This is a genomic window from Streptomyces altiplanensis (assembly GCF_053591575.1).
The window spans coordinates 1-21,703 of the sequence record NZ_JBSFUB010000041.1; the positions used below are offsets into that span (position 1 = coordinate 1).

A 21,703-nucleotide genomic window follows, 5' to 3' on the forward strand; every position below is an offset into this window, starting at 1 on the left:
CGTCCCGCAGCGCGCCCGGGTACGCGCCGGGGTGCACGGCGTCGTGCTCGTCGACGATGCCGGAGACACGTGCACGTGCGACGCCGGACGTGAAGGGGGTCCCGCTCAGACGTTGACGCCGAAGTCCTGCGCGATGCCGCGCAGGCCCGAGGCATACCCCTGACCGATGGCCCGGAACTTCCACTCCGCCCCGTTGCGGTACAGCTCGCCGAAGACCATCGCGGTCTCCGTCGAGGCGTCCTCGCTCAGGTCGTAGCGCGCCAGCTCGGTGTTGTCGGCCTGGTTCACGACGCGGATGTACGCGTTGCGCACCTGGCCGAAGCTCTGCTGCCTGGCCTCGGCCTCGTAGATCGAGACCGGGAAAACGATCTTGGCGACGTCGGCCGGCACGCCGGCCAGGTTCACCTTGATGACCTCGTCGTCGCCCTCGCCCTCACCGGTGGTGTTGTCACCGAGGTGCTCGACCGAGCCGTCGGGGCTCTTGAGGTTGTTGAAGAAGACGAAGTTCGAGTCGTTGGTGACCTTGCCCTCCGCGTTGGTCAGCAGAGCGCTGGCGTCGAGGTCGAAGTCACCCCCGGTGGTGGTACGAGCGTCCCAGCCCAGACCGACGATGACCGCGGTCAGGTTGGGGGCGGCCTTGGTCAGCGAGACGTTGCCGCCCTTGCTGAGGCTGACTCCCACGAGTCCTCCCATATGTGTCGAGGGGCCGAGGGACCCCCGTAATGCGCTGGTATCGGATCAACGAGTCGATCCTAGTGACCGGTTCCCCCGCGCAGCATGCCCGGAACCCCGATTTCTCGGGTACGTCAGAGAGCGTCGAGGGCCTTGAGGTAGTCGTTCAGGTCGCGCGCGTCGGGCAGGCCGTTCACCACGGTCCAGCGCACCACGCCCCGCTTGTCGATGACGAAGGTGCCGCGCACCGCGCAGCCCTTGTCCTCGTCGAAGACGCCGTACGCGCGCGAGACCTCGCCGTGCGGCCAGAAGTCCGACAGGAGCGGGTACTCGATGTCCTCCTGCTCGGCGTAGACCCGCAGGGTGTGGATGGAGTCGGTGGACACGGCGAGCAGCTGTACGTCGTCGTTGACGAACTTCGGCAGCTCGTCGCGGAGCGCGCGCAGCTCGCCCGTGCAGACGCCGGTGAAGGCGAACGGGTAGAAGAGCAGCACCACGTTCCTGGCCCCGCCGTCGTCACCCGGACCGTCCGGGCCGTCCGGGACCCAGAAGCCGGAGAGCCTCACGGTCCGGCCGTGGTTGTCCTTCAGCTCGAAATCCGGGGCCTTGGTGCCCACCTCTGCCGCCATGGAAGCGTCGCCCCCTCAGTCCGTCCCTCAGCCCGTTCCGGGGCTCCACCCTACGCAAAGGGCCCCCGCCGACCGAGGTCGGCGGGGGCCCTGGCTGCGTCCGGTGACGGTGGCCGGTCGTCTGCGTCGGTTCTTCGCTCAGCGCTTGCCGGACTTCGCCGCCTTCGGGGTAACCAGCCTGCTGCCGGTCCAGTCCTTGCCCGCGTTGACGCTCTTGGTCTGAGACAGACCCGCGGTCTGCGCGGCTTCATTGATGTCGCTCGGCTCGACATAGCCTTCGCGGCCTGTCTTCGGCGTCATCAGCCAGACGGGGGCGCCTTCGTCGATCAGCTGCGTAGCGTCGACCAGCGCGTCCGTCAGATCCCCGTCCTCGTCTCGGAACCACAGCACGACGGCGTCAGCCACATCGTCGTAGTCCTCGTCGACGAGTTCGGTGCCAATGAGTTCCTCGATGGCCTCGCGGAGCTCCTGATCGACATCGTCGTCGAAGCCGATCTCCTGGACCACCTGCTCGGGCTGGAAACCCAGCCTCGCGGCAAGGTTGGTCCGCTCCTCCGCGTGGTCCGCGGTCGCGCTCACGGATTGCCTCCTGATCATGTTTTGGAAAATGCTTCGGGCCCGCGCGTGCGCGGGGCATTGGCCGTAGTCCACACGTGCAGGACGAATCTCGCAAGTACCCCGCCCCCGATCCCGCCCAAAGGATGGGCCTGGGGACACCTCCTGAGCCCTCTTCGTGATTCATCCCACACCATTCGACCACGTTTGACGGCTTCCGTGGCTTCGGTAGGCCAATCGGTCCCGAACGGCCTTACGGAATGCATCAACGTGTCGGGCGTAGGGTTGCGATTCGGCCGGATCCGTCCTCGGCCGGTGCCGCACTTCTCGCCGAGCGATGGTTACCCCTCGGTAAAGATGACGTTTGCGATTCCGGGGTACACGATGGATGCGGCGCGACACCTCTCAAGACCCAACCAGCGAAGGAACAGCGTGGCTTCCGGATCCGATCGCAATCCGATCATCATTGGCGGCCTTCCGAGCCAGGTCCCGGACTTCGATCCTGAAGAGACCCAGGAATGGCTGGACTCCCTCGACGCCGCCGTCGACGAGCGGGGCCGTGAGCGCGCCCGCTACCTGATGCTCCGTCTGATCGAGCGCGCGCGGGAGAAGCGCGTGGCGGTCCCCGAGATGCGCAGCACGGACTACGTCAACACCATCGCCACCAAGGACGAGCCGTTCTTCCCCGGCAACGAGGAGATCGAGCGCAAGGTCCTCAACGCGACCCGCTGGAACGCGGCCGTGATGGTGTCCCGTGCGCAGCGCCCCGGTATCGGCGTGGGCGGTCACATCGCCACGTTCGCCTCCTCCGCCTCGCTCTACGACGTGGGCTTCAACCACTTCTTCCGCGGCAAGGACGAGGGCGACGGCGGCGACCAGATCTTCTTCCAGGGGCACGCGTCGCCCGGCATCTACGCCCGCGCGTTCCTGCTCGACCGGCTGAGCGAGGCACAGCTCGACGCCTTCCGCCAGGAGAAGTCGAAGGCCCCGAACGGTCTGTCGTCGTACCCCCACCCGCGGCTCATGCCGGACTTCTGGGAGTTCCCGACCGTGTCGATGGGCCTCGGCCCCCTCGGCGCGATCTACCAGGCGCGGATGAACCGCTACATGGAGGCGCGCGGCATCGCCGACACCTCCAAGTCGCACGTCTGGGCGTACCTCGGCGACGGCGAGATGGACGAGCCCGAGTCGCTCGGCCAGCTGTCCATCGCCGCCCGCGAGGGCCTGGACAACCTGACCTTCGTCGTCAACTGCAACCTCCAGCGCCTCGACGGCCCGGTGCGCGGCAACGGCAAGGTCATCCAGGAGCTGGAGTCGCAGTTCCGGGGCGCCGGCTGGAACGTCATCAAGCTGGTCTGGGACCGGAGCTGGGACCCGCTGCTCGCGCAGGACCGCGACGGCGTGCTGGTCAACAAGCTGAACACGACCCCCGACGGCCAGTTCCAGACGTACGCGACGGAGACCGGCGCGTACATCCGCAACCACTTCTTCGGTGACGACCACCGCCTGCGGGCCATGGTCGAGAACATGACCGACGACCAGATCCTGCACCTGGGACGCGGCGGTCACGACCACAAGAAGGTGTACGCGGCGTACGCGGCGGCCAAGGCCCACAAGGGCCAGCCGACCGTCATCCTCGCCCAGACCGTCAAGGGCTGGACCCTGGGGCCGAACTTCGAGGGCCGCAACGCGACCCACCAGATGAAGAAGCTGACGGTCGAGGACCTGAAGCGCTTCCGCGACCGGCTGCACATCCCGATCACGGACAAGCAGCTGGACGAGGGCTACCCGCCGTACTACCACCCGGGCCGCGACTCGGAGGAGATCCAGTACATGCACGACCGGCGCAACGCGCTGGGCGGGTACGTACCGACCCGTGTCGTCCGGGCCAAGCCGCTGCCGCTGCCGGCCGAGAAGACGTACGCGGCCGCGAAGAAGGGGTCGGGTCAGCAGTCGATCGCCACGACGATGGCGTTCGTGCGCGTCCTGAAGGACCTCATGCGGGACAAGGAGATCGGCAAGCGTTTCGTGCTGATCGCGCCCGACGAGTACCGCACCTTCGGCATGGACGCGTTCTTCCCGAGCGCGAAGATCTACAACCCGCTGGGCCAGCAGTACGAGGCGGTCGACCGTGAGCTGCTGCTCGCGTACAAGGAGTCGCCCACCGGGCAGATGCTGCACGACGGCATCTCCGAGGCCGGCTGCACCGCGTCGCTGATCGCCGCGGGTTCGGCGTACGCCACGCACGGCGAGCCGCTGATCCCGGTCTACGTCTTCTACTCGATGTTCGGTTTCCAGCGGACCGGCGACCAGTTCTGGCAGATGGCCGACCAGCTCGCGCGCGGATTCGTCCTGGGCGCGACCGCCGGTCGTACGACTCTGACCGGTGAGGGCCTCCAGCACGCGGACGGCCACTCGCAGCTGCTCGCCTCGACGAACCCGGCCTGTGTCGCGTACGACCCGGCGTTCGGGTACGAGATCGCGCACATCGTCCAGGACGGCCTGAAGCGGATGTACGGCGAGAACGCCGAGGACGTCTTCTACTACCTGACCGTCTACAACGAGCCGATCCAGCACCCGGCGGAGCCCGAGAACGTCGACACCGACGGCATCCTCAAGGGCATCTACCGCTTCAAGGAGGGCGAGAAGGGCGAGCTTCCGGCCCAGATCATGGCCTCCGGTGTGGCGGTGCCGTGGGCGGTCGAGGCCCAGCGGATCCTCGCCGAGGAGTGGAACGTCAGGGCCGACGTCTGGTCCGCGACCTCCTGGAACGAGCTGCGCCGCGACGCGGTCTCGGTGGAGGAGCACAACCTGCTCCACCCCGAGGAGGAGCAGCGCGTGCCGTACGTGACGGAGAAGCTCTCCGGCGCGCAGGGCCCGTTCGTGGCCGTCTCGGACTGGATGCGTTCGGTTCCGGACCAGATCTCGCGCTGGGTCCCGGGCACGTACTCCTCGCTCGGCGCGGACGGCTTCGGCTTCGCCGACACACGGGGTGCGGCGCGCCGCTACTTCCACATCGACGCGCAGTCGATCGTCCTGGCGGTGCTCACCGAGCTCGCCAAGGAGGGCAGGATCGACCGCTCCGCGCTGAAGCAGGCGGTCGACCGCTACCAGCTGCTCGACGTGACCGCGGCCGACCCCGGTGCGGCCGGCGGCGACGCGTAACGTCCACAGGGCACGAACGGGCGGCGGGGCCTGCGGGCTCCGCCGCCCGTTCGTCGTTCCCTACCATTCGGGGCATGAAGGTGCAGACAGCGCAGACCCGGTGGGAAGAGCGCACACAGGGGCCCCTGCTGGGGCTGGCGGTGGCTTTCGCCCTCGCGTACGCGGTACCGATCGTCGCGCCGGACGCGGGCGACGCGGTGCGCCGGATCTGTCTGGTGACCGAGTGGACGGTCTGGGGCGCGTTCGCCCTGGACTACGTCGTGCGGCTGTCGCTGTCGCCCGGCAAGTGGTCGTTCGTCCGCCGCCACCCGCTGGACCTGCTCGCGGTGGTGCTGCCGCTGCTGCGCCCGCTCCAGTTGCTCCGGCTCGTCTCCACGCTGCTGCTGGTCGGCCGGCGGGCCAGGACGGCTCCCCAGGTCCAGCTCACGACGTACGTCGGGGGCGCGGTGATCGGCCTGCTGATGTTCGGCTCGCTGGCCGTGCTGGAGGTCGAGCGGGACGCCCCCGGCGGGAACATCAAGACACTGGGTGACGCGGTGTGGTGGTCGTTCACGACGATGACGACCGTCGGATACGGCGACCACTCCCCCACGACAGGACTCGGCCGGGTGCTGGCGGTGGGCCTGATGCTCTCGGGCATCGCGCTGCTCGGTGTCGTCACCGCGAACATCGCGGCGTGGTTCATCTCCCGCTTCGACCGGGACGACGCCGAGGAGCGCCGTCAGACGGCCGCGATCGAGCTGCTCACGGAGGAGGTGCGGGCGCTGCGGGCGCAGGTCTCGGAGCTGACGTCGGGGGCCGCGGGGGCGGCAGGGCCGGCGGTCCCGGCCCCCGGCATGCGCGAGGGGCCGTCCGTGGGGACGGCCCCGGCGCCACGGCGTCCGGCGTAGCGCGTCAGATCGACATGCCGTAGACGGCCGCACCGCCTATCAGCGCGATGACCGCGAGGACGGTGATGACCGCACCGAGAATGAAGCCGATCATGGCCGGCACATTGCCGCTGTTGAAGCGCTTGCCCATCGCGATCCAGCCGGTGATCAGCGCGATCGGGCCGAGGATGATGCCGAGGGTGAAGAAGCCGATGATGCCGCAGATGAGCGAGACCCAGCTGAGGGCGCTGGTGTTGGACGGGCTGTGCGTACGGCTGTTGCTCGCCATGGTCACTCCCTGAGTCGTGCCCTGGAATTCGTGTGATCCGGGCTTGACGACCAGTTGCCCCGCTTTCCGGCGGGCATCCCCCTCAGTTCTCCCAGACCTTGAAGGCCCGCACCCGGTACGGCGACTGCGGCACCCAGGTCCCGCCCCCCGGATAGGTCTCGAACTCCCCCGTCTCCTCGCACTCCCCGGACTGGTACGTCGTGACGGGCCGGCCGGTGCGGTTGGCGAGGGCCTGGGCGTCGGTGCCGGCCGGCAGGGGGACGCAGCTCTCGATGTCGATGCCGGACAGTTCGTGGGCCTGGCGCCCGCCCTTGAAGTCCGGCTTCGCCCAGAGGCAGAGCTCCCCGGTCGCACAGGCCCCGAGGCGGGGCGGCGCGGCGTGGGTGGTCTGCGGCAGCAGTGCGGTGGCGGCCAGGACTCCGGCCGCGAGGACGGTCGTACGCATGTGGAACATCGGAATCGGCCCCCCGTGTGGTGTGGATCAGTCGCTCCCACCCTGAGCTGCGGGAACGGGGTGGCGGAAGGTGCCGGGGGCTGTTCCACCCGGATAGGCGACAGCCCCGCCGGACCCGTCCGGCGGGGCTGTCGTACGTACCGGGTTGACGTCGGAGGACGTCAGATGTGGGCGCTGCCCGCGGCCGCGTCCGCGTTCTCGCCGCGCTTGGTCAGGGTGGCGACGAGCGCCGCCACGACCGCGACGACGCCCGCGACGGTGAAGGCGAGGTGCATGCCCGACACGAACGTGTCATGGATGACGGCGCCGATCTTGTCGATGACGGGCGGTTCCAGGCCCGCCTTGGCCAGCTCCTTGGTCGGCACGGAGGCGAACTCGGCCGCTTCCTCCAGCTTGGGGTCGGCCGGAATCGGGATGCCCGCCTCCTTCCAGTTGCCCGCGAAGTCGGCGCTGACCTTCGAGGACATGATCGCGCCGAGGACCGCGGTGCCGAGCGCGCCACCGACCTGCATGGCGGCCTGCTGGAGGCCGCCGGCGACGCCGGAGAGCTCCATCGGGGCGTTGCCGACGATGACCTCGGTGGCTCCGACCATGACCGGCGCGAGACCGAGGCCGAGGAGACCGAACCAGAGGGACATCATGAACGTGCTCGTGTCGGCCGAGAGCGTCGTCATGCCGAACATGGCGGCCGCGGTGGCGACCATGCCTCCGACCAGCGGGACCCGCGGGCCGAACTTGGTGATGAGCACGCCCGCGAGCGGCGAGGAGACGATCATCATGCCGGTCAGCGGCAGCAGGTGCAGACCGCTGTCGACCGGGCTCATGCCGTGCACGCCCTGGAGGAAGAACGTCACGAAGAAGAGGCCGCCCATGAAGGCGATGGCCATGAGGACCATGAGGACGACGCCCGCCGAGAGCGGGACGGACCGGAACATGGCGAGCGGGATGAGCGGTTCGGCGACCTTCGTCTCCCAGACGGCGAAGACCGCGAAGAGGACGACGGAAGCTCCCAGCCAGGCCCAGGTGCTGGGGCTGTCCCAGCCCCACTCGCCGGCCTTGATGATGCCCCAGACGACGGCGAACATCGCGCCCGAGAGCAGCACGATGCCGGGGATGTCGAAGGAGCGCGGGGCGTTGGCCGCGCGGTGGTCCTTGAGGATCACCAGGCCGAAGACCAGCGCGACGATCCCGACGGGGACGTTGATGAAGAAGACGGACTGCCAGTTGACGTGCTCGACGAGCAGGCCGCCGACGATCGGGCCGCCCGCGGTGGAAGCACCGATGACCATGCCCCAGATGCCGATGGCCATGTTCAGCTTCTCGGCGGGGAAGGTGGCGCGGAGCAGGCCGAGCGCGGCCGGCATGAGGAGCGCGCCGAACAGGCCCTGGAGCACCCGGAAGGTGATGACCAGGGCGATCTCGGTGGAAAGACCGATGGCCCCGGAGGCGAGGGCGAAACCGGCGATGCCTATCAGGAAGGTCTGGCGGTGACCGAAGCGGTCGCCGAGCTTGCCCGCGGTGATGAGGGCGACGGCGAGGGCGAGCAGGTAGCCATTGGTGATCCACTGGACGTCGGCGAGCGTGGCGCCGAGGTCCTTCTGAATGGCCGGGTTGGCGATCGCGACGATCGTGCCGTCGAGCGCGACCATCATCACGCCGATCGCCACGGAGAAGAGCGTCAGCCAAGGGTGTCCCCGGAGCCCCTTGGCCGGCCCCGCCGCGGGTTCCTGCGGCGGCGGAGCCTTGTCGATGGTCGTCTGACTAGTCATACCGCCCAAGCTAATGTCAGTCACTGACAGTTGACAAACGAATTCACTCGCCGGTAACTGTCAGGTAGCTCACAGGTATCCTGAGCTGGACAAAGGCGAAAGAGGCTACCTTCGAATGACCGAGCGGCAGGCGACGATCGAGTCGACGACGGGGCTGCGCGAGCGCAAGAAACAGCGCACCCGCGACGCCCTGCTGCGGGTCGCGCTGGAGCTCTTCACCACACAGGGGTACGAGCACACGACCGTCGACGAGATCGCCGACGCCGTCGAGGTCTCCCAGCGCACCTTCTTCCGCTACTTCGCCAGCAAGGAGGAAGTCGCTTTCGCCGTTCAGGAGATGGTGGAGTCGCACTTCGTGGCGGAACTGCTCACGCGCCCCCCGGAGGAGGGCCCGTTCGCCGCCATGCGCAATGCCGTCCTCGGCTCCTGGAACACCATCGGCGAGGCGATCGAGGCCGTCGTCCCGGTCGAGCTGCACATGCGCACCTACCGGATGATCGAATCGACGCCCGCCCTCCTCGCCGCCCATCTGCGCCGCTCCACCGATCTGGAGGAGCGGATAGCCGGGATCGTCGCCGAGCGCGAGGAGCTCGACCTGGACGCCGATCCGCGGCCGCGCGTCGCCGTGGCGGCGTTCACCGGCGTCATGCGGGTGGCGGGGCGGCTGTGGGGGCAGGGCGAGGACGCCAGCATGGAGTCGATCAGGACGCTGACCGAGCTCTACCTGGACCACCTCGGGCCGGCGCTCGCCGCGGAGTGGCGCGCGCCGGCGCGTACGCCGGGCGCACACACAGCGTGATGGCGCCCCCGCCATTTCCGTCTTGAAACGTGATCCGTGTCACTGATTTCCCAGCGGGCCTCGTGCTTCTCCTAGGGTGGCCGGCAGTGACTTCCTTCGACACCTCCCCCACCCTCAACGCATGGCGCGCGCTGCTCGCTCTCGCCGTGGTGTTCGTGCTGCTGGCCACCACGGGGTGGACCGCGATACGCCGTCACCAGGGCGACTCCGACCTCCGTACGGCATCGCTCGCCGCCTGGGCGCGGGACGGCATCGACGGCATCGACCTCCCGGAGGCCGGATCCGCGCCCGGCCTGCTGGCCCGTTTCTTCGCCGGTCTCACCGCCTCCCAGCGCGCCCGGCTGGTCGACCGCTACCCGTTCGTCGTCGGCAACCTGAACGGCGTCCCGCTCACCCTGCGCTACCGGGCCAACCGCCTGGCGCTCGTCCAGGCCCGCGCGGTCGAGCTGGAGCGCATGCGCGACAAGCGGCTCACCCTGGCGGGCCGTCAGACGGCGGACCGCAGGATGCACCGCTTCCAGTCGCTGATGGGCGAGGGGCGGCAGATCCTCGCCTTCGACCCCGACGGTTCCGGCCGGGTCGCCGAGGTCTTCGGTGACCTCGGACGCGCCGAGCGGGTCTCGGTCGTCGTCCCCGGCGTCGACACCAATGTGGTGAATTTCGAGCGGACGCGCCGCAAGTACACCGCGCCCGTCGGCATGGCGAAGTCCTTGTACGCCGCCGAGCGCGCCGCGGCGCCCCGTACCCGTACCGCCGTCATCGCCTGGGCCGACTACACCTCGCCCGTCGGTGTCGGCATGGACGCCGCCATCGGCAAGCACGCCCGGGACGGCTCCAGGCGGCTCGACTCCCTCGTGCGGGCCCTGCCCGGCGACTCGGAGGTGTCGCTCTTCTGCCACAGCTACGGCTCGGTGGTGTGCGGCGTGGCCGCCCCCGCCCTGCCGTCCCGGGTCGCCGACATCGCGGTCGCGGGCAGCCCCGGCATGCGGGCCGAGAGCGCGAAGCAGCTCGGCACCGGGGCCCGCGTGTGGGCCACCCGGGACCGCGACGACTGGATCCAGGACGTGCCGTACCTGGAGGTCGGCGGGCTCGGCCACGGCGCGGACCCGGTGAGGCCGGAGTTCGGGGCGCGGGTCTTCTCCGCGTCCGGCGCGATCGGGCACACCGGCTATTTCGAGCCGGGGACGGAAAGTCTCAGCAACTTCGCCGGGATAGGTGTCGGCTCGTACTCCACCATCAGCTGCGCGGACGGTGACGGGGCCTGCCGGAGCGGAATTTCCGGTGCGGAAGCGAACTGACGCGCGTAGAACCTCGTATCGACCGGAGCACGGCCCCGACATTGCGTCCGGCGCCGAGGGGCGACGCGCGGGCGCGCGCCGCATACGATGAGCCGCATGGGTGATGTGCTGGCCGGAATTCATGCCACCTGGGAGTTCGAGGACGACTCCGTGCTCATCCGCTTCGAACGGGGGATCCGCACGCCGAAGCTGTTCCAGGCGCTGGGCGAACGACGCATCCCGCACGAGGCGCTGGCGTCGGTGACCCTGACGCCGGGCAAGCGCGGCACAGTCGTCCTGCACGCGATCCCGAGACCGGGTGCCGACCCGCTGATGGAGGCCGCCGCCGGACAACTGCGGGACGGCGCCGACCCGTACCGGCTGGTGCTGCCGGCCGAGCGCGAGACCCTCGCCGAGTACTACGCCGACGAACTGCGCGCCCTGCTCGGGTCCGACGCGAAGCTGCCCGCCGAGAAGTTCCTGGTGGCCGCCCCGCAGGCCCCGCTGCACTTCAAGGCGTACGACGGAAAGGCGTCCTTCGACGGGTCGCAGGTGTCGTTCCGCTGGTTCTGGACGGGCGCGTCCTCCGCCAAATGGAAGGCCGGCGACCAGAGCTTCCACGTCCAGGGGCTGAACGGCGTCGAGTGGCGCTCCCCCGACGTCTTCGACGGCTACCTGCGGCTCCTGCGGCGCGCCGGCTCCATGACCACGGCCTCGCCGCAGCCGGCCCAGGCCGACCAGGACCCGGCGGCCGTCGTCTTCGGCCTCGGCTACGGACCGGTGCACGAGTCCCTGCCGTTCGCGGCGGCGGTGCTCGGCGCGGTACGCAGCGGAAGCGCGGCCGCCCTGGACGCGGTACCGGCCGAACCCGTGCCCGCCCACGTCTCCGGGCGGCGCGACCCCGCCGACATCGCCGAGCGGATACGGCACCTCGGCGACCTGCACCAAGCCGGCCTGGTCACCGACGAGGAGTTCACCGCGAAGAAGGCGGAGCTGCTCGCGGAGCTGTAGACGGGCGTCATACCGGGGTACGAGACCGCTTCGCACCCCCCGGTATGACGCCCGTACGCGGGCCGCCTGCCTACGCTGGCCGGGCCATGACCGAACCTTCCCCGCACCGGCCCCCGTCCCCGCCCCCCACCGACGGCCTGATCAGCGCCGGGCGCCGCAACCTGCGCGCCCTCGCCCACGCCGTGTCCCATCCCTCGCACCCGCCGACGCCCCTGTTCGCCGACGCCCCGCGGCGGTGGCAACGGCTGCTGCCGTACGCCGTGGCGCTCGCCCTCGTCGCCACGTTCCTCCCCGTCACCGTCACCGTCCTCACCCACGACTACGCCGTGTCCGGCGGTCTCGCCGGGGCCATCGCCGCCGCCCAGACCGTTCCGCTGCTGATGGTCGCGCACCGGCCGCTCCAGGCGTGGTGGATCATCCTGCCCGCCGATGTCGTCGGCGGGCTGTTCGCCCTGGGCGGTCCGGACGGCAGCGGCATCTGGCCGTGGACGCCGCCCGTCATCGTCGCGTACCTCTTCCTGATGCTCGCGCTGGCGCTGCGCGAGACGCGCCGGACCCTCATCGGTGTCTGGATCGTCACCGGCGCGGCCGGCCTCGTCCTCGGCCAGTTCTTCCCCGAAGAGAGCGACGGCACGAACGTCCTGCTGGTCGTGCTCAGCGCGGTCGTCCTGGTGATCGGCGGCGCGCTGCGCGAGCGCGGGGACGCGCAGCGGCGGCTCGTCGAGCAGGAGACCATCAGCGAGGCGGAGCGGTCCCGGCGCACGCTGCTGGAGGAACGCACCCGTATCGCCCGCGAGTTGCACGACGTCGTGGCCCACCACATGTCGGTGATCACCGTACAGGCGGACTCCGCGCCGTACCGCGTCGGCGGCCTCTCCCCCGAGGCACGGGAGGAGTTCGCCTCGATCGCCGCGAGCGCGCGGGAGTCGCTGACCGAGATGCGGCGGCTCCTGTCGGTGCTGCGCAGCGAGGACACGACGGGCGAGCGGGGGCCGCAGCCCGGCCTCGACCGGCTCCAGCAGCTCGTCGAGGCGACGGTGCGGGCCGGGGTGCCCGCCGAGTTGTCGCTCACCGCGGACCTCGCCGGCACGCGTCGGCTGCCGCAGTCCGTCGACCTTTCGGCGTACCGCATCGTGCAGGAGGCCCTGGCGAACGTCGTACGGCACGCGCCGGGCGCCACGACCCGGGTCTCGGTCTCCTCGGACGGCACGGACCTGACCGTCCTCGTCGTCAACGGGCCGCCCGCCGGGCCGACTTCGCCCGTGGAGGCGGGCGGAGCGGGCGGACACGGCCTCGTCGGGATGCGTGAACGCGTACGGTTGACCGGCGGCACGCTCGACACGGGCCCGCTGCCCGACGGCGGCTTCCGGGTCGCCGCCCGGCTTCCTCTCGGCGCGAAGGATCCCACCGCCCCATGACCATCCGCGTGATCATCGTCGACGACCAGGCCATGGTGCGGGCGGGGTTCGCCGCGCTGCTGTCGGCGCAGAGCGACATCGACGTGGTGGGCGAGGCGCCGGACGGACGGCAGGGGATCGAGGTCAGCCGGAGCACGCACCCCGACGTGGTCCTCATGGACGTCCGGATGCCGGAGATGGACGGGCTGGCGGCGGCGCGCGAACTGCTGGATCCGCCGGCCGGGGTCGTCCACCGGCCGAAGGTCCTGATGCTCACCACGTTCGACGTGGACGACTACGTGTACGAGGCGCTGCGCGCCGGGGCATCCGGATTCCTGCTGAAGGACGCGCCCCCGGCGGACCTGATCTCGGCGGTACGGGTGGTGGCGGCCGGAGAGGCGCTGCTGGCGCCGTCGGTGACGCGGCGCCTGATCGCGGACTTCGCGCGGCTGCGGCCCGCGCCCCGGAAGGACCCGTCGCTGCGGCTCAACGGGCTCACGCCGCGCGAGACGGAGGTCCTGGAGCTGATCGCCCGGGGCCTCTCGAACCGGGAGATCGCGGCCCACCTGATCCTGGCCGAACAGACGGTCAAGACGCACATCGGCCGCGTCCTGGCCAAACTGGACCTGCGCGACCGCGCGCAGGCGGTGATCTTCGCGTACGAGTCGGGGCTGGTCTCGCCGGGGGCGTGACGGTGCCCCGGTGAGGGCTTCGCGCCGGGTGCCGGGGCCTGCGGGAGCGGCACGCCGCCGGCACCCCCCGTACCCCGGTAGTACCCCCGACTTGGCTCTCCGGTGTGACGCCCCCGCAGGCGTCGTCTTCCTACCTTCCTCTCCGTCACCCGCCGGAAGAGGAAGAAGAGGCACCCATGCGCCGCTGCAAGAGGACCCTGATCGCGGTCGTTCTCGCGACAACCGTCGTTTCGGGCACGGCCGGCTGGGCCTCCGGCACCGCGCAGAAGCCCGTCACCGGCCCGCCCCCCGGCAGCGCCGCCTGGCAGCGCGAGGGGCTGCCCGACCCGGTCGCGACCACCCCCGCCCGGATCGCCCGGTTCTTCGCGGCCCTCTCCCCCGGCCGGCAGCGGGACCTCGTCCGCCGTCACCCCACCGTCGTCGGCAACCTGGACGGCGCCCCCGTGAAGCTCCGTTACGCCGCCAACTCCCGTACCGCGCAAGCCCACGGCTTCGGCCGCCTCGCGGACCCCGGCCGCCAGATCCTCGCCCTCGACCCGCGCGGCCGCGGCCAGGCCGCCGAGGTGTACGGCGATCTGGACACGGCGGAGCACGTGGCCGTCGTCGTCCCCGGGTCGGACATGGACGCCCGTACCTTCGACCGTACGAAGGACCCCTACGGCACTCCGGCCGGCATGGCCAAGTCGCTGCGCGACGCGACGAAGGGCCACCGCACCGCCGTGATCGCGTGGGCCGGGTACACCACCCCCGTCGGCCTGGGCCCGGACGCCGCCACCGGTGACCTCGCCGAGGCCGGCGCCGGCCGTCTCGCACGGCTGGCGGACGGGCTCGACGCGACCGGCGCCCCGGATCCGGCCCTCTTCTGCCACAGCTACGGCTCGGTGGTGTGCGGCCTGGCCGCCCCGCGCCTCGACGCCTCCGACGTCGTGGCCCTCGGCTCCCCCGGCATGCGCGCGAAGAACGTCGGCGACCTGCGCACGGACGCCCGCGTGTGGGCCGCCAAGAGCCCGTCCGACTGGATCGACGACATCCCGAACGTCGAGTTCGCCGGTCTCGGCCACGGCGCCGACCCCACCGCCCCCGCCTTCGGCGCCCGCCGCGTCCCGGCCGGTGACGCCGAAGGACACACCGGCTACTTCGCCCCCGGCACCCGGTCCCTCCGTGCCTTCGCCGCGATCACCCTCGGGAGGGAACTGTGATGAGCGCCCTCGCAGCGAAGATCGAGGCGCGGACCCCCGCCCACCGCGACCGCGCGGTCGACGGCCTGCGCGCGCTCGCCCTCCTCGCCGTCCCCACCGGCCACTGGATGCTCGGCGGTTTCACCCTGGACGGCGACGGCGCCCTGCACAACGCCAGCCCGCTCTCCTCCTTCGGCTTCTTCGCGCCGGTGAGCTGGGTGCTCCAGATGCTGGGCATCTTCTTCCTGGTCGGCGGCTACGCCTCGGCCCTGTCGTACCGCCGCCACCGGGGCTCCACCGGCGCGTGGCTGCGCGGCCGGATCGCGCGGCTCGGCCGGCCCGTGCTCGGTGTGACCGCCGTGTGGGCGGTGATGATCCCGGTGCTGTACGCGCTGGGGGTGCCGGGCGCGACGCTGCGGACCGGGTCGACGCTGGTGATCCAGCCGCTGTGGTTCGTGGGCGTGTATGTGGTGGTGACCGCCCTGACCCCGTACTGCGTCCGCGCCGCCCGCGCGGCGGGCGCCTGGGCCGCCGCGCCCCTCATCGGCTCCGTCGCCGTCGTCGACTTCCTGCGCTACGGCCCGTACGCCGACGCCGTGCCGTCCTGGCTGAGCCTGCTGAACCTGCTCCCCGGCTGGCTCTTCGCGTACCAGCTCGGCGTCTGCTGGGGCGAGAAGCGCATCGGCAGGCGCGGCGGCGCCCTGCTGCTGGCGGGCGGTGCGGCCCTGTTCGCCGTGCTGCTGCTGGTCTTCCACTACCCGGCGTCGATGGTCGGCGTACCGGGTGAGGCCCGCACCAACTCGCACCCGCCGTCCCTGCTGGTCCTCGCCCTCGCCGCGGCCCAGAGCGGTGCCGCGATCCTGCTGCGCGAGCGCATCGGCAGGCTGCTGCGCAGGCCGGCGCTGTGGGCCCCGGTCGTGGTGATCAACCTGTCGGCGATGACGGTGCTGTGCTGGCACCAGACGGCGATGCTCGCCGCGGCCGTCCCGGCTTCGTTCCTCGGTACGGTCGCGGGCCTGACGGCGGCGCCCGATTCGCTGGGCTGGGTCCTGGCGAGGGCCGCGTGGCTGCCGGTGTTCGCGGGGCTGCTGATCCTGATCGGGCGTTACGCGCGCGGGTTCGAGACGCCGTGGACGAGGACGACGAAGGCCCGCCGCGCGGCAGCGGGGCTGCTCGCGGCGGGCTTCGCGGTGTTCGCGCTGGGGCTGGCGTGAGGCTCCGGAGCGGGGGCCGGCGTGAGGCTCCGGAGCGGGGGCCGGTGCGGATCCCGCCGGCCCCTCCCGTCCTTGCTACTCGCGCCCGGCGGAGGTGAACGTCATGTCCGCGTACCGGCCGCCGGCCACCTGGTCCGCGATCGGTTCGAGCAGCTCCATCTCGCTCTCGGTGAGCAGGAGCCGGGTGGCGGCGGCGTTCTCCTCGACACGGGTGCGCCTGCGCGTTCCCGGGATCGGTACGACGGGGAGCCCGTGCACCTGCGCCTGCTGCTGCACCCAGGCGAGCGCGACCTGCCCGAGCGTGGCGTTGCGCCCCTCGGCGAGCTTGCGCACCGGGTCGAGCAGCGAGGCGTTCGCGACGGCGTTGTCGCCGTTGAAGCGCGGCTGGTTGCGGCGGAAGTCGTCTTCGGTCAGGTCCTTCTCGGCGTTGGTGAAGGAGCCGGTGAGGAAGCCGCGGCCGAGCGGGGAGTACGGGACCAGGGCGACGCCGAGTTCGCGTGCCGCCGGTACGACGCCCGCCTCGATGTCGCGGCTGAACAGCGACCACTCGGACTGCACGGCAGCGATCGGGTGCACGGCCTGCGCGGCCCGCAGCTCGTTGCCGGTGACCTCGCTCAGTCCGAGGTGCTTGACCTTGCCCTCGCGCACGAGCTCGGCCATCACGCCGACCGTCTCCTCGATGGGGACGTTCACGTCACGCCGGTGCATGTAGTAGAGGTCGATCTCGTCGACCTCCAGGCGCCGGAGGCTGTTCTCGATGCACTGGCGGATGTAGGCGGGGTCGTTGTTGATGATCCGCTTCGCCGGGTCGTGGGGGTCCATCGCCAGCGCGAACTTCGTCGCGACGACGACCTCGTCCCGGTGCGCCCTGAAGAACGGCGCCAGGAACTTCTCGTTCTCGCCGGCCGCGTACGCGTCCGCCGTGTCGTACAGCGTGATGCCGAGCTCCAGCGCCCGCTCCAGCGTGGCCCGCGCCTCATCGGCGTCCGTGGGCCCGTACGCGAAGCTCATGCCCATGCAGCCCAGGCCCTGTACGCCGACCTCCGGTCCGCCGGTGCCGAGCTGGACTTTTTCGATCCTGCTGTCGCTCATGTGGGTTTCAGGCCCTCTCCGACGCCCGCCGGGCGTCCGCGTAAAAGTCGATCTTGTGGTCCAGTACGGCGAGCGTGCCGTGGAGCTCGGCGATGCGCGTGCGCACGTCCCTGCGGGTGGCCTCCAGCAGCTCCTGGCGCGCTTCGAGGGTGTGCTCGCCCTCCCGTACCAGTTCGGCGTACCTGACCATGTCCGCGACCGGCATCCCGGTCAGCCGCAGCTTGCCGACGAAGGCGAGCCAGTCCAGGTCTCTGTTGCGAAACCGCCGCTGGCCGGTGTGCGAGCGGCCGACGTGCGGCATGAGGCCGATCCGCTCGTACCAGCGCAGGGTGTACGCCGTGAGCCCGGTGTGCGCCGCGACCTCGCTGATCGTGTAGTGGTCCTGGCCTTCGGGGCGGGGGTGCGCCCGGGGCGCCGCGACGCAGATGTCGGTGCGTGCGGGTGCGGTTTCCGTCACGGTCATGGCCTCCACGCTAGGACCTTGGAGTGCGCTCCAAGCAACCGTAAACCTGAAGAAGTTTCCGGCCGTGCACATTAGCCTCCGTCCCCATGAGCCCCGTACGCCGTGCCGACGCCGCCGACGCCGCGGAAGTCCTCCGCCTGCGCCAAGTGATGATCGACTCGGTCTTCCCCACCGGCACTCCCCCCAGCTCCCGACTTCGCCCGGGCGGGGAGGCGCACCCGTCCGACTGGCACACCGATTCCCTCCCCACCCTGCGCGGGAAACTGGCGGACCCGGACGGGAACTTCGCCGCCTTCGTCATCGACCACCCGGACCGGCCGGGGGCCCTGGCCGCGCTCACCGCCGGTACGGTCGAGTACCGCATCGGACGCTCCGGCAATCCGCACGGCGCCGTCGGTCACGTCTTCAGCGTCGCCACCGACCCGGACCAGCGCCGCCGCGGCCACGCCCGCGCGTGCATGGAGGCGCTGCTGGACTGGTTCCGCGAGCGCGGTGTGGTGAGCGTCGACCTCAACGCCTCCGAGGAGGCGGAGCCCCTCTACGCCTCGCTGGGCTTCGTCCGCAAGCCCGACCCCTCGATGCGGCTCAACCTCTAGGGCCTTTACGCTCGTATCCATGCAGAGCCTGGCGATGACCGAGAACTGGCCGGTACCCACCGCGGCGGCCGCCGTCGTACGGGCGGACGGCACCGTCGCCGCCGCGCACGGCCCGACCGCGCACCGCTTCCCGCTGGCGTCGGTCACCAAGCCGCTCGCCTCGTACGCCGCGCTCGTCGCGTACGAGGAGGGTGCCGTCGAGCTCGACGAGCCGGCCGGCCCCGAGGGGTCCACGGTCCGCCACCTCCTCGCCCACACCAGCGGCCTCGCCTTCGACGAGCACCGCGTGATGGCGCCCCCCGGCGAGCGCAGGCTCTACTCCAACGCGGGTTTCGAGGTCCTCGGCGACCACATCGCGAAGGCGACGGACATTCCCTTCGCCGAGTACCTGCGCCAGGCGGTGCTGGAGCCGCTGGGCATGACGGCCACGTCGCTGGACGGCTCGCCCGCCAAGGACGGCGTCTCGACCGTCGACGACCTGGCGCGGTTCGCCGCCGAACTCCAGGCCCCGCGCCTGCTCGACGCGCGCACGGTCGCCGAGGCCACCGCAGTCGTCCACCCGGGTCTGAAGGGCGTACTGCCCGGGTACGGCCACCAGAACCCGAACGACTGGGGCCTCGGTTTCGAGATCCGCGACTCCAAGTCCCCGCACTGGACGGGTGGTTCGTCCTCGCCGCGCACCTTCGGACACTTCGGCCAGTCCGGTACGTTCCTGTGGGTGGACCCGGACGCGGGGATCGCGTGCGTGGCACTGACGGACCGGGCGTTCGGGCCGTGGGCCGTCGAGGTCTGGCCGCAGTTCACGGACGCCGTGCTCGCCGAATTCGGCCCGGCCGCCGCCTAGACGCAGCCGGTGGCCGGCAGCGGGCCGTCGCTGCCGGTGAGAGCCACTTCCACCAGCCCCTCGGGGTCCTCGGCGTGTGCCGTCGTGCAGACCAGCTGCCGGACGGCGGTGGCGTCGAGTGAGCGCACCGCGAACGCGGTCGTGACCTGGACCGCCTCCGGCGCGCCCGGTACGGAGTGCTCCCGGGCCGCCGGCACCACCTCGACCGGCTTCGGGTCGGCGGGCAGCCGGGTGGTGAGCCCGGCGGCCCGCTCCTCCTCCGTGGGGCCGGCGAGCAGCGCGGCGAGTGCCTTGGCGGTCGGCGGGGGGCCGTTCCCCCAGTCGAGGGGCCTGGCCACGGGGACCGGCCTGCCGTCCGGTCCGGCGAAGAAGAGCAGCATCCTCTCCAACTGGTCGGGGACGACGGGGACGACGGCCGGGCCGCCCGCCTCGACCACTTCGCTGGCCTGGATCCCGCACCCGGCGAGCAGCAGCGACGCCGACGCCCACGCCGCGGCGGCGCGCACCCGCCTCACGCGGTCACCTCGCTCGTGGTGAGGGGTATCTCGACGGCGAAGACGGCGCCGCCGTCGGGGCCGTTCGCGGCCCGGACCGTACCGCCGTGCAGCCGTACGTTCTCCAGGGTGATGGCGAGTCCCAGGCCGCTGCCCGCCGAGCGGGTACGGGCCTGGTCGGCCTTGTAGAAGCGGTCGAAGACGTGCGGCAGCACGTCCGCGGGGATGCCGGGGCCCCGGTCGGCCACCTCGGTGACGAGCCAGTGCGTGGCCGCCCCGCCCGGCACGTCCGCCCCGCCCGGCACGTCCGCCCCGGCCGTTCCCGCGGCCGGGTTCCGCTCGCCCGTCCGGGTGCTCAGCCTGACGGTGACGGGCGGCCGGCCGTGCCGCAGGGCGTTGCCGACGAGGTTGGCGACCACGACGTCGAAACGCCGGGGGTCGAGCCGGACGCGGATGCCGTCGGGCAGATCGAGGACGATCTGCGCCGGGTCCGTCCAGTGCCGGTTCTGGAGGGTCCTGCGGATGGTCTCGGCCGCGTCGACCTCGTCGGTGTTCAGCTCGGCCGCGCGGGCGTCGAAGCGGGAGATCTCCATCAAGTCCTCGACCAGTACGGCGAGTTTGTCCGTCTCACTGCTGATCAGACGCACCGCCGCGGCCGTGTCCGGGTCCAAGCCGGCCGCGTCCTCGTCGAGCAGCTCGGTGACGGCGAGCATCCCGGCGAGCGGGGTGCGCAGTTCGTGGGAGACGTCGGAGGCGAAACGGCGGGCGCGGGCCTCGGCGCGCTGGAGTTCGTCCACGGAGCGTTCGAGCGCGGCGGTGGACTCGTTGAACGTACGGGCGAGTTCGGACAGTTCCCCGCCGCCCTTGACCGGGATACGGGTGTCGAGCCGGCCCCGGCCGAGGCTGCGGGCCGCCTGCCGCAGGTCGCGGACCGGGCGCAGCACACTGCGTGCGGCGAGGAGGGCGGGCACCAGGGCGATCGCGAGCGCCGGCAGCGCGCCGTCCCGTGCGGCGACGACCATGGCGTCGATGTTGGCCTGCTCGTCGGTCAGCTGCATGACGGCGTAGAAGGTGAGTCCGGTGGGCCGTACCGTCCGGCCTCCCGTGCCGGTCTGGGCGGTCTTGAAGACGACCGGCACGACCATGGTCAGGTAGGGCTCGCCGTTCTTGACGACCCGCTGGAAGCTGCCGTGCGGGGTGCCCCGGGCCTGGCGGCGCAGCTCGGGCGTGATGACGGTGGAGGTGGGGTTCGTGCCGGAGGAGATCCGGACCGACCCGTACTCGACGTACACCCACCAGTTGCGGGGCTTCCCCTGCCGGGCGAGCCCGCGGACCATTCCCTGCATCTGCTCGCTGTTGGGCGGCAGGTTGACCTGGAGTTCCTGGATCTGGTCGCGGAAGGACGAGACGGCCGTGTCCTGCGCCTGTTCCAGGATGGCGTTGCGCGCCTCGCGGTAGGTGAGGGCGGCGGTGGTGCCGCAGCCGACCGCGGCGACGAGCAGGAAGGCGAGGACGAGCCGCGTCCGCAGCCCGGAGATCAGCACAGCGGTCCGAAGCGGTAGCCGAAGCCGCGCAGGGTCTGGATGTAACGGGGGCTGCCCGGGACGTCCTCGATCTTGTTGCGCAGGCGCCGTACGCACGCGTCGACGAGCCGCGCGTCGCCGTGGTAACTGTGCTCCCAGACGTGTTCCAGCAACTGCTGCCTGCTGAAGACCTGTTCCGGGGAGGCGCAGAGGTGGAGCAGCAGTTTCAGTTCGGAGGGGGCCAGGGCGAGGCGTTCGCCGTTCTTGGCGACGGTGAGCCCGGCCCGGTCGACGGCGAGTTCGCCGTGGAACTCCACGGCGGGCCGGGCGCCGCCCGGGTCCTCGATGCGGCGCAGCACCGCCCGTATGCGGGCCTCGATCACTTCGGTGCGGGCCGGCTTGACGATGTAGTCGTCGGCGCCCGCCTCCAGACCGATGACGACGTCGAAGTCGTCGCCGCGGGCGGTGAGCATGATGATCGGCAGCTGGCTGCTCTCACGCACCCTCCGGCAGACCTGGACGCCGTTCATGCCGGGCAGCATCAGGTCGAGCAGCAGCAGGTCGGGCCGGAACTCGGCGAGGGCGGCGAGTCCGTCCTCGCCGGTGGCGGCGGTCCGTACGTCGTGGCCGCGACGCCGCAGCCCGAGTTCGACCCCTTCCCGTACGGAAGGATCGTCTTCTATCAGGAGCACGCGTGGCATCTGTGGAGTATCCCAAGGGG

At 71.2% G+C, this 21,703-nt stretch carries 22 protein-coding genes; 11 read left to right on the plus strand and 11 right to left on the minus strand.

Going from position 1 to position 21,703, the window contains the following annotated elements:
- Nucleotides 1-105 precede the first annotated feature (105 nt).
- The 3 genes from ACWD0Y_RS19150 to ACWD0Y_RS19160 all read right to left on the minus strand — a co-directional run bounded on the left by ACWD0Y_RS19150 (nucleotide 106) and on the right by ACWD0Y_RS19160 (nucleotide 1,880).
- Entirely contained in the window at nucleotides 106-681 is a 576-nt protein-coding gene (locus ACWD0Y_RS19150; RefSeq protein ID WP_450261513.1) for a TerD family protein, read from the minus strand.
- A gap of 125 nt (nucleotides 682-806) precedes the next feature.
- Nucleotides 807-1,301 carry a peroxiredoxin gene (locus tag ACWD0Y_RS19155; RefSeq protein ID WP_450261514.1) on the minus strand — a complete coding sequence of 165 codons (495 nt, stop codon included), beginning with the start codon at nucleotides 1,299-1,301 and terminating at the stop codon, nucleotides 807-809.
- Nucleotides 1,302-1,439: 138 nt separating this feature from the next.
- Nucleotides 1,440-1,880 carry a DUF3052 domain-containing protein gene (locus ACWD0Y_RS19160; protein WP_093801018.1) on the minus strand — a complete coding sequence of 147 codons (441 nt, stop codon included), beginning with the start codon at nucleotides 1,878-1,880 and terminating at the stop codon, nucleotides 1,440-1,442.
- A gap of 408 nt (nucleotides 1,881-2,288) precedes the next feature.
- Between ACWD0Y_RS19160 and aceE the strand changes: the two genes are divergently transcribed.
- Together aceE and ACWD0Y_RS19170 are read left to right on the plus strand one after the other, a co-directional pair.
- On the plus strand, nucleotides 2,289-5,021 hold the full coding sequence (gene aceE, locus ACWD0Y_RS19165; RefSeq protein ID WP_450261515.1) for a pyruvate dehydrogenase (acetyl-transferring), homodimeric type: 2,733 nt from the start codon (nucleotides 2,289-2,291) through the stop codon (nucleotides 5,019-5,021).
- 74 nt (nucleotides 5,022-5,095) lie between these two features.
- Nucleotides 5,096-5,911 carry a potassium channel family protein gene (locus ACWD0Y_RS19170; protein ID WP_450261516.1) on the plus strand — a complete coding sequence of 272 codons (816 nt, stop codon included), beginning with the start codon at nucleotides 5,096-5,098 and terminating at the stop codon, nucleotides 5,909-5,911.
- 4 nt (nucleotides 5,912-5,915) lie between these two features.
- On the opposite strand, the gene ACWD0Y_RS19175 is transcribed toward ACWD0Y_RS19170, so the two are convergent.
- The 3 genes from ACWD0Y_RS19175 to ACWD0Y_RS19185 form a co-directional block, all read right to left on the minus strand.
- The gene (locus ACWD0Y_RS19175; RefSeq protein ID WP_141662876.1) at nucleotides 5,916-6,179 is read right to left on the minus strand and encodes a small hydrophobic protein; all 264 of its coding nucleotides are present in this window, start codon (nucleotides 6,177-6,179) and stop codon (nucleotides 5,916-5,918) included.
- 82 nt (nucleotides 6,180-6,261) lie between these two features.
- Nucleotides 6,262-6,624, minus strand: coding sequence for a peptidase inhibitor family I36 protein (locus ACWD0Y_RS19180; protein WP_450261517.1), 363 nt, complete (start codon nucleotides 6,622-6,624; stop codon nucleotides 6,262-6,264).
- A 170-nt stretch (nucleotides 6,625-6,794) separates the two neighbouring features.
- Nucleotides 6,795-8,402 carry an MFS transporter gene (locus ACWD0Y_RS19185; RefSeq protein WP_450261518.1) on the minus strand — a complete coding sequence of 536 codons (1,608 nt, stop codon included), beginning with the start codon at nucleotides 8,400-8,402 and terminating at the stop codon, nucleotides 6,795-6,797.
- A 115-nt stretch (nucleotides 8,403-8,517) separates the two neighbouring features.
- Here ACWD0Y_RS19185 and ACWD0Y_RS19190 point away from each other — a divergent pair, with 115 nt between their 5' ends.
- The 7 genes from ACWD0Y_RS19190 (at nucleotide 8,518) to ACWD0Y_RS19220 (ending at nucleotide 15,970) form a co-directional block, all read left to right on the plus strand.
- On the plus strand, nucleotides 8,518-9,201 hold the full coding sequence (locus tag ACWD0Y_RS19190) for a TetR family transcriptional regulator (protein ID WP_450261519.1): 684 nt from the start codon (nucleotides 8,518-8,520) through the stop codon (nucleotides 9,199-9,201).
- An 86-nt stretch (nucleotides 9,202-9,287) separates the two neighbouring features.
- On the plus strand, nucleotides 9,288-10,499 hold the full coding sequence (locus ACWD0Y_RS19195) for an alpha/beta hydrolase (protein WP_450261520.1): 1,212 nt from the start codon (nucleotides 9,288-9,290) through the stop codon (nucleotides 10,497-10,499).
- Nucleotides 10,500-10,595: 96 nt separating this feature from the next.
- Nucleotides 10,596-11,489: a DUF4429 domain-containing protein gene (locus ACWD0Y_RS19200; RefSeq protein WP_450261521.1), complete on the plus strand. Its 894-nt coding sequence runs from the start codon at nucleotides 10,596-10,598 to the stop codon at nucleotides 11,487-11,489.
- Between the two features lie 86 nt (nucleotides 11,490-11,575).
- Nucleotides 11,576-12,907 carry a sensor histidine kinase gene (locus ACWD0Y_RS19205; RefSeq protein ID WP_450261522.1) on the plus strand — a complete coding sequence of 444 codons (1,332 nt, stop codon included), beginning with the start codon at nucleotides 11,576-11,578 and terminating at the stop codon, nucleotides 12,905-12,907.
- Nucleotides 12,904-13,578: a response regulator gene (locus ACWD0Y_RS19210; RefSeq protein WP_450261523.1), complete on the plus strand. Its 675-nt coding sequence runs from the start codon at nucleotides 12,904-12,906 to the stop codon at nucleotides 13,576-13,578. The genes ACWD0Y_RS19205 and ACWD0Y_RS19210 overlap by 4 nt, the downstream gene beginning before the upstream one ends.
- Nucleotides 13,579-13,754: 176 nt before the next feature.
- On the plus strand, nucleotides 13,755-14,777 hold the full coding sequence (locus ACWD0Y_RS19215) for an alpha/beta hydrolase (protein WP_450261524.1): 1,023 nt from the start codon (nucleotides 13,755-13,757) through the stop codon (nucleotides 14,775-14,777).
- Complete coding sequence (locus tag ACWD0Y_RS19220) at nucleotides 14,777-15,970, plus strand: acyltransferase family protein (RefSeq protein ID WP_450261525.1); 1,194 nt, start codon at nucleotides 14,777-14,779, stop codon at nucleotides 15,968-15,970. Before ACWD0Y_RS19215 ends, ACWD0Y_RS19220 begins: the two co-directional genes overlap by 1 nt.
- Nucleotides 15,971-16,045: 75 nt before the next feature.
- Here ACWD0Y_RS19220 and ACWD0Y_RS19225 read toward each other — a convergent pair whose 3' ends face one another.
- Together ACWD0Y_RS19225 and ACWD0Y_RS19230 are read right to left on the minus strand one after the other, a co-directional pair.
- Nucleotides 16,046-17,062 carry an aldo/keto reductase gene (locus ACWD0Y_RS19225; RefSeq protein ID WP_450261526.1) on the minus strand — a complete coding sequence of 339 codons (1,017 nt, stop codon included), beginning with the start codon at nucleotides 17,060-17,062 and terminating at the stop codon, nucleotides 16,046-16,048.
- A gap of 7 nt (nucleotides 17,063-17,069) precedes the next feature.
- A complete protein-coding gene (locus ACWD0Y_RS19230) occupies nucleotides 17,070-17,525 on the minus strand; it encodes a MerR family transcriptional regulator (protein WP_450261527.1) in 456 nt (151 codons plus the stop codon).
- Nucleotides 17,526-17,611: 86 nt separating this feature from the next.
- Between ACWD0Y_RS19230 and ACWD0Y_RS19235 the strand changes: the two genes are divergently transcribed.
- On the plus strand, nucleotides 17,612-18,121 hold the full coding sequence (locus ACWD0Y_RS19235) for a GNAT family N-acetyltransferase (protein WP_450261528.1): 510 nt from the start codon (nucleotides 17,612-17,614) through the stop codon (nucleotides 18,119-18,121).
- Nucleotides 18,122-18,140: 19 nt separating this feature from the next.
- A complete protein-coding gene (locus ACWD0Y_RS19240; RefSeq protein WP_450261529.1) occupies nucleotides 18,141-18,965 on the plus strand; it encodes a serine hydrolase domain-containing protein in 825 nt (274 codons plus the stop codon).
- Here the strand turns inward: ACWD0Y_RS19240 and ACWD0Y_RS19245 are convergent.
- The 3 genes from ACWD0Y_RS19245 to ACWD0Y_RS19255 are packed head-to-tail and all read right to left on the minus strand — an operon-like array spanning nucleotide 18,962 to nucleotide 21,683.
- A complete protein-coding gene (locus ACWD0Y_RS19245; RefSeq protein ID WP_450261530.1) occupies nucleotides 18,962-19,480 on the minus strand; it encodes a hypothetical protein in 519 nt (172 codons plus the stop codon). The two genes, ACWD0Y_RS19240 and ACWD0Y_RS19245, sit on opposite strands and share 4 nt — an antisense overlap.
- Entirely contained in the window at nucleotides 19,477-21,003 is a 1,527-nt protein-coding gene (locus ACWD0Y_RS19250; RefSeq protein ID WP_450261531.1) for an ATP-binding protein, read from the minus strand. Before ACWD0Y_RS19250 ends, ACWD0Y_RS19245 begins: the two co-directional genes overlap by 4 nt.
- Nucleotides 20,997-21,683 carry a response regulator gene (locus tag ACWD0Y_RS19255; protein ID WP_450261532.1) on the minus strand — a complete coding sequence of 229 codons (687 nt, stop codon included), beginning with the start codon at nucleotides 21,681-21,683 and terminating at the stop codon, nucleotides 20,997-20,999. The genes ACWD0Y_RS19250 and ACWD0Y_RS19255 overlap by 7 nt, the downstream gene beginning before the upstream one ends.
- Nucleotides 21,684-21,703: the final 20 nt, after the last annotated feature.

Coding starts and splice junctions, on each gene's coding strand:
- ACWD0Y_RS19200 (WP_450261521.1), top strand. CDS start 10,596: ATGGGTGATGTGCTGGCCGGAATTCATGCCACCTGGGAGTTCGAGGAC.
- ACWD0Y_RS19255 (WP_450261532.1), bottom strand. CDS start 21,683: ATGCCACGCGTGCTCCTGATAGAAGACGATCCTTCCGTACGGGAAGGG.
- ACWD0Y_RS19180 (WP_450261517.1), bottom strand. CDS start 6,624: ATGCGTACGACCGTCCTCGCGGCCGGAGTCCTGGCCGCCACCGCACTG.
- ACWD0Y_RS19240 (WP_450261529.1), top strand. CDS start 18,141: ATGCAGAGCCTGGCGATGACCGAGAACTGGCCGGTACCCACCGCGGCG.
- ACWD0Y_RS19175 (WP_141662876.1), bottom strand. CDS start 6,179: ATGGCGAGCAACAGCCGTACGCACAGCCCGTCCAACACCAGCGCCCTC.
- ACWD0Y_RS19205 (WP_450261522.1), top strand. CDS start 11,576: ATGACCGAACCTTCCCCGCACCGGCCCCCGTCCCCGCCCCCCACCGAC.
- ACWD0Y_RS19230 (WP_450261527.1), bottom strand. CDS start 17,525: ATGACCGTGACGGAAACCGCACCCGCACGCACCGACATCTGCGTCGCG.
- ACWD0Y_RS19220 (WP_450261525.1), top strand. CDS start 14,777: ATGAGCGCCCTCGCAGCGAAGATCGAGGCGCGGACCCCCGCCCACCGC.
- ACWD0Y_RS19210 (WP_450261523.1), top strand. CDS start 12,904: ATGACCATCCGCGTGATCATCGTCGACGACCAGGCCATGGTGCGGGCG.
- ACWD0Y_RS19190 (WP_450261519.1), top strand. CDS start 8,518: ATGACCGAGCGGCAGGCGACGATCGAGTCGACGACGGGGCTGCGCGAG.
- ACWD0Y_RS19225 (WP_450261526.1), bottom strand. CDS start 17,062: ATGAGCGACAGCAGGATCGAAAAAGTCCAGCTCGGCACCGGCGGACCG.
- ACWD0Y_RS19185 (WP_450261518.1), bottom strand. CDS start 8,402: ATGACTAGTCAGACGACCATCGACAAGGCTCCGCCGCCGCAGGAACCC.
- ACWD0Y_RS19155 (WP_450261514.1), bottom strand. CDS start 1,301: ATGGCGGCAGAGGTGGGCACCAAGGCCCCGGATTTCGAGCTGAAGGAC.
- ACWD0Y_RS19235 (WP_450261528.1), top strand. CDS start 17,612: ATGAGCCCCGTACGCCGTGCCGACGCCGCCGACGCCGCGGAAGTCCTC.
- ACWD0Y_RS19170 (WP_450261516.1), top strand. CDS start 5,096: ATGAAGGTGCAGACAGCGCAGACCCGGTGGGAAGAGCGCACACAGGGG.
- ACWD0Y_RS19215 (WP_450261524.1), top strand. CDS start 13,755: ATGCGCCGCTGCAAGAGGACCCTGATCGCGGTCGTTCTCGCGACAACC.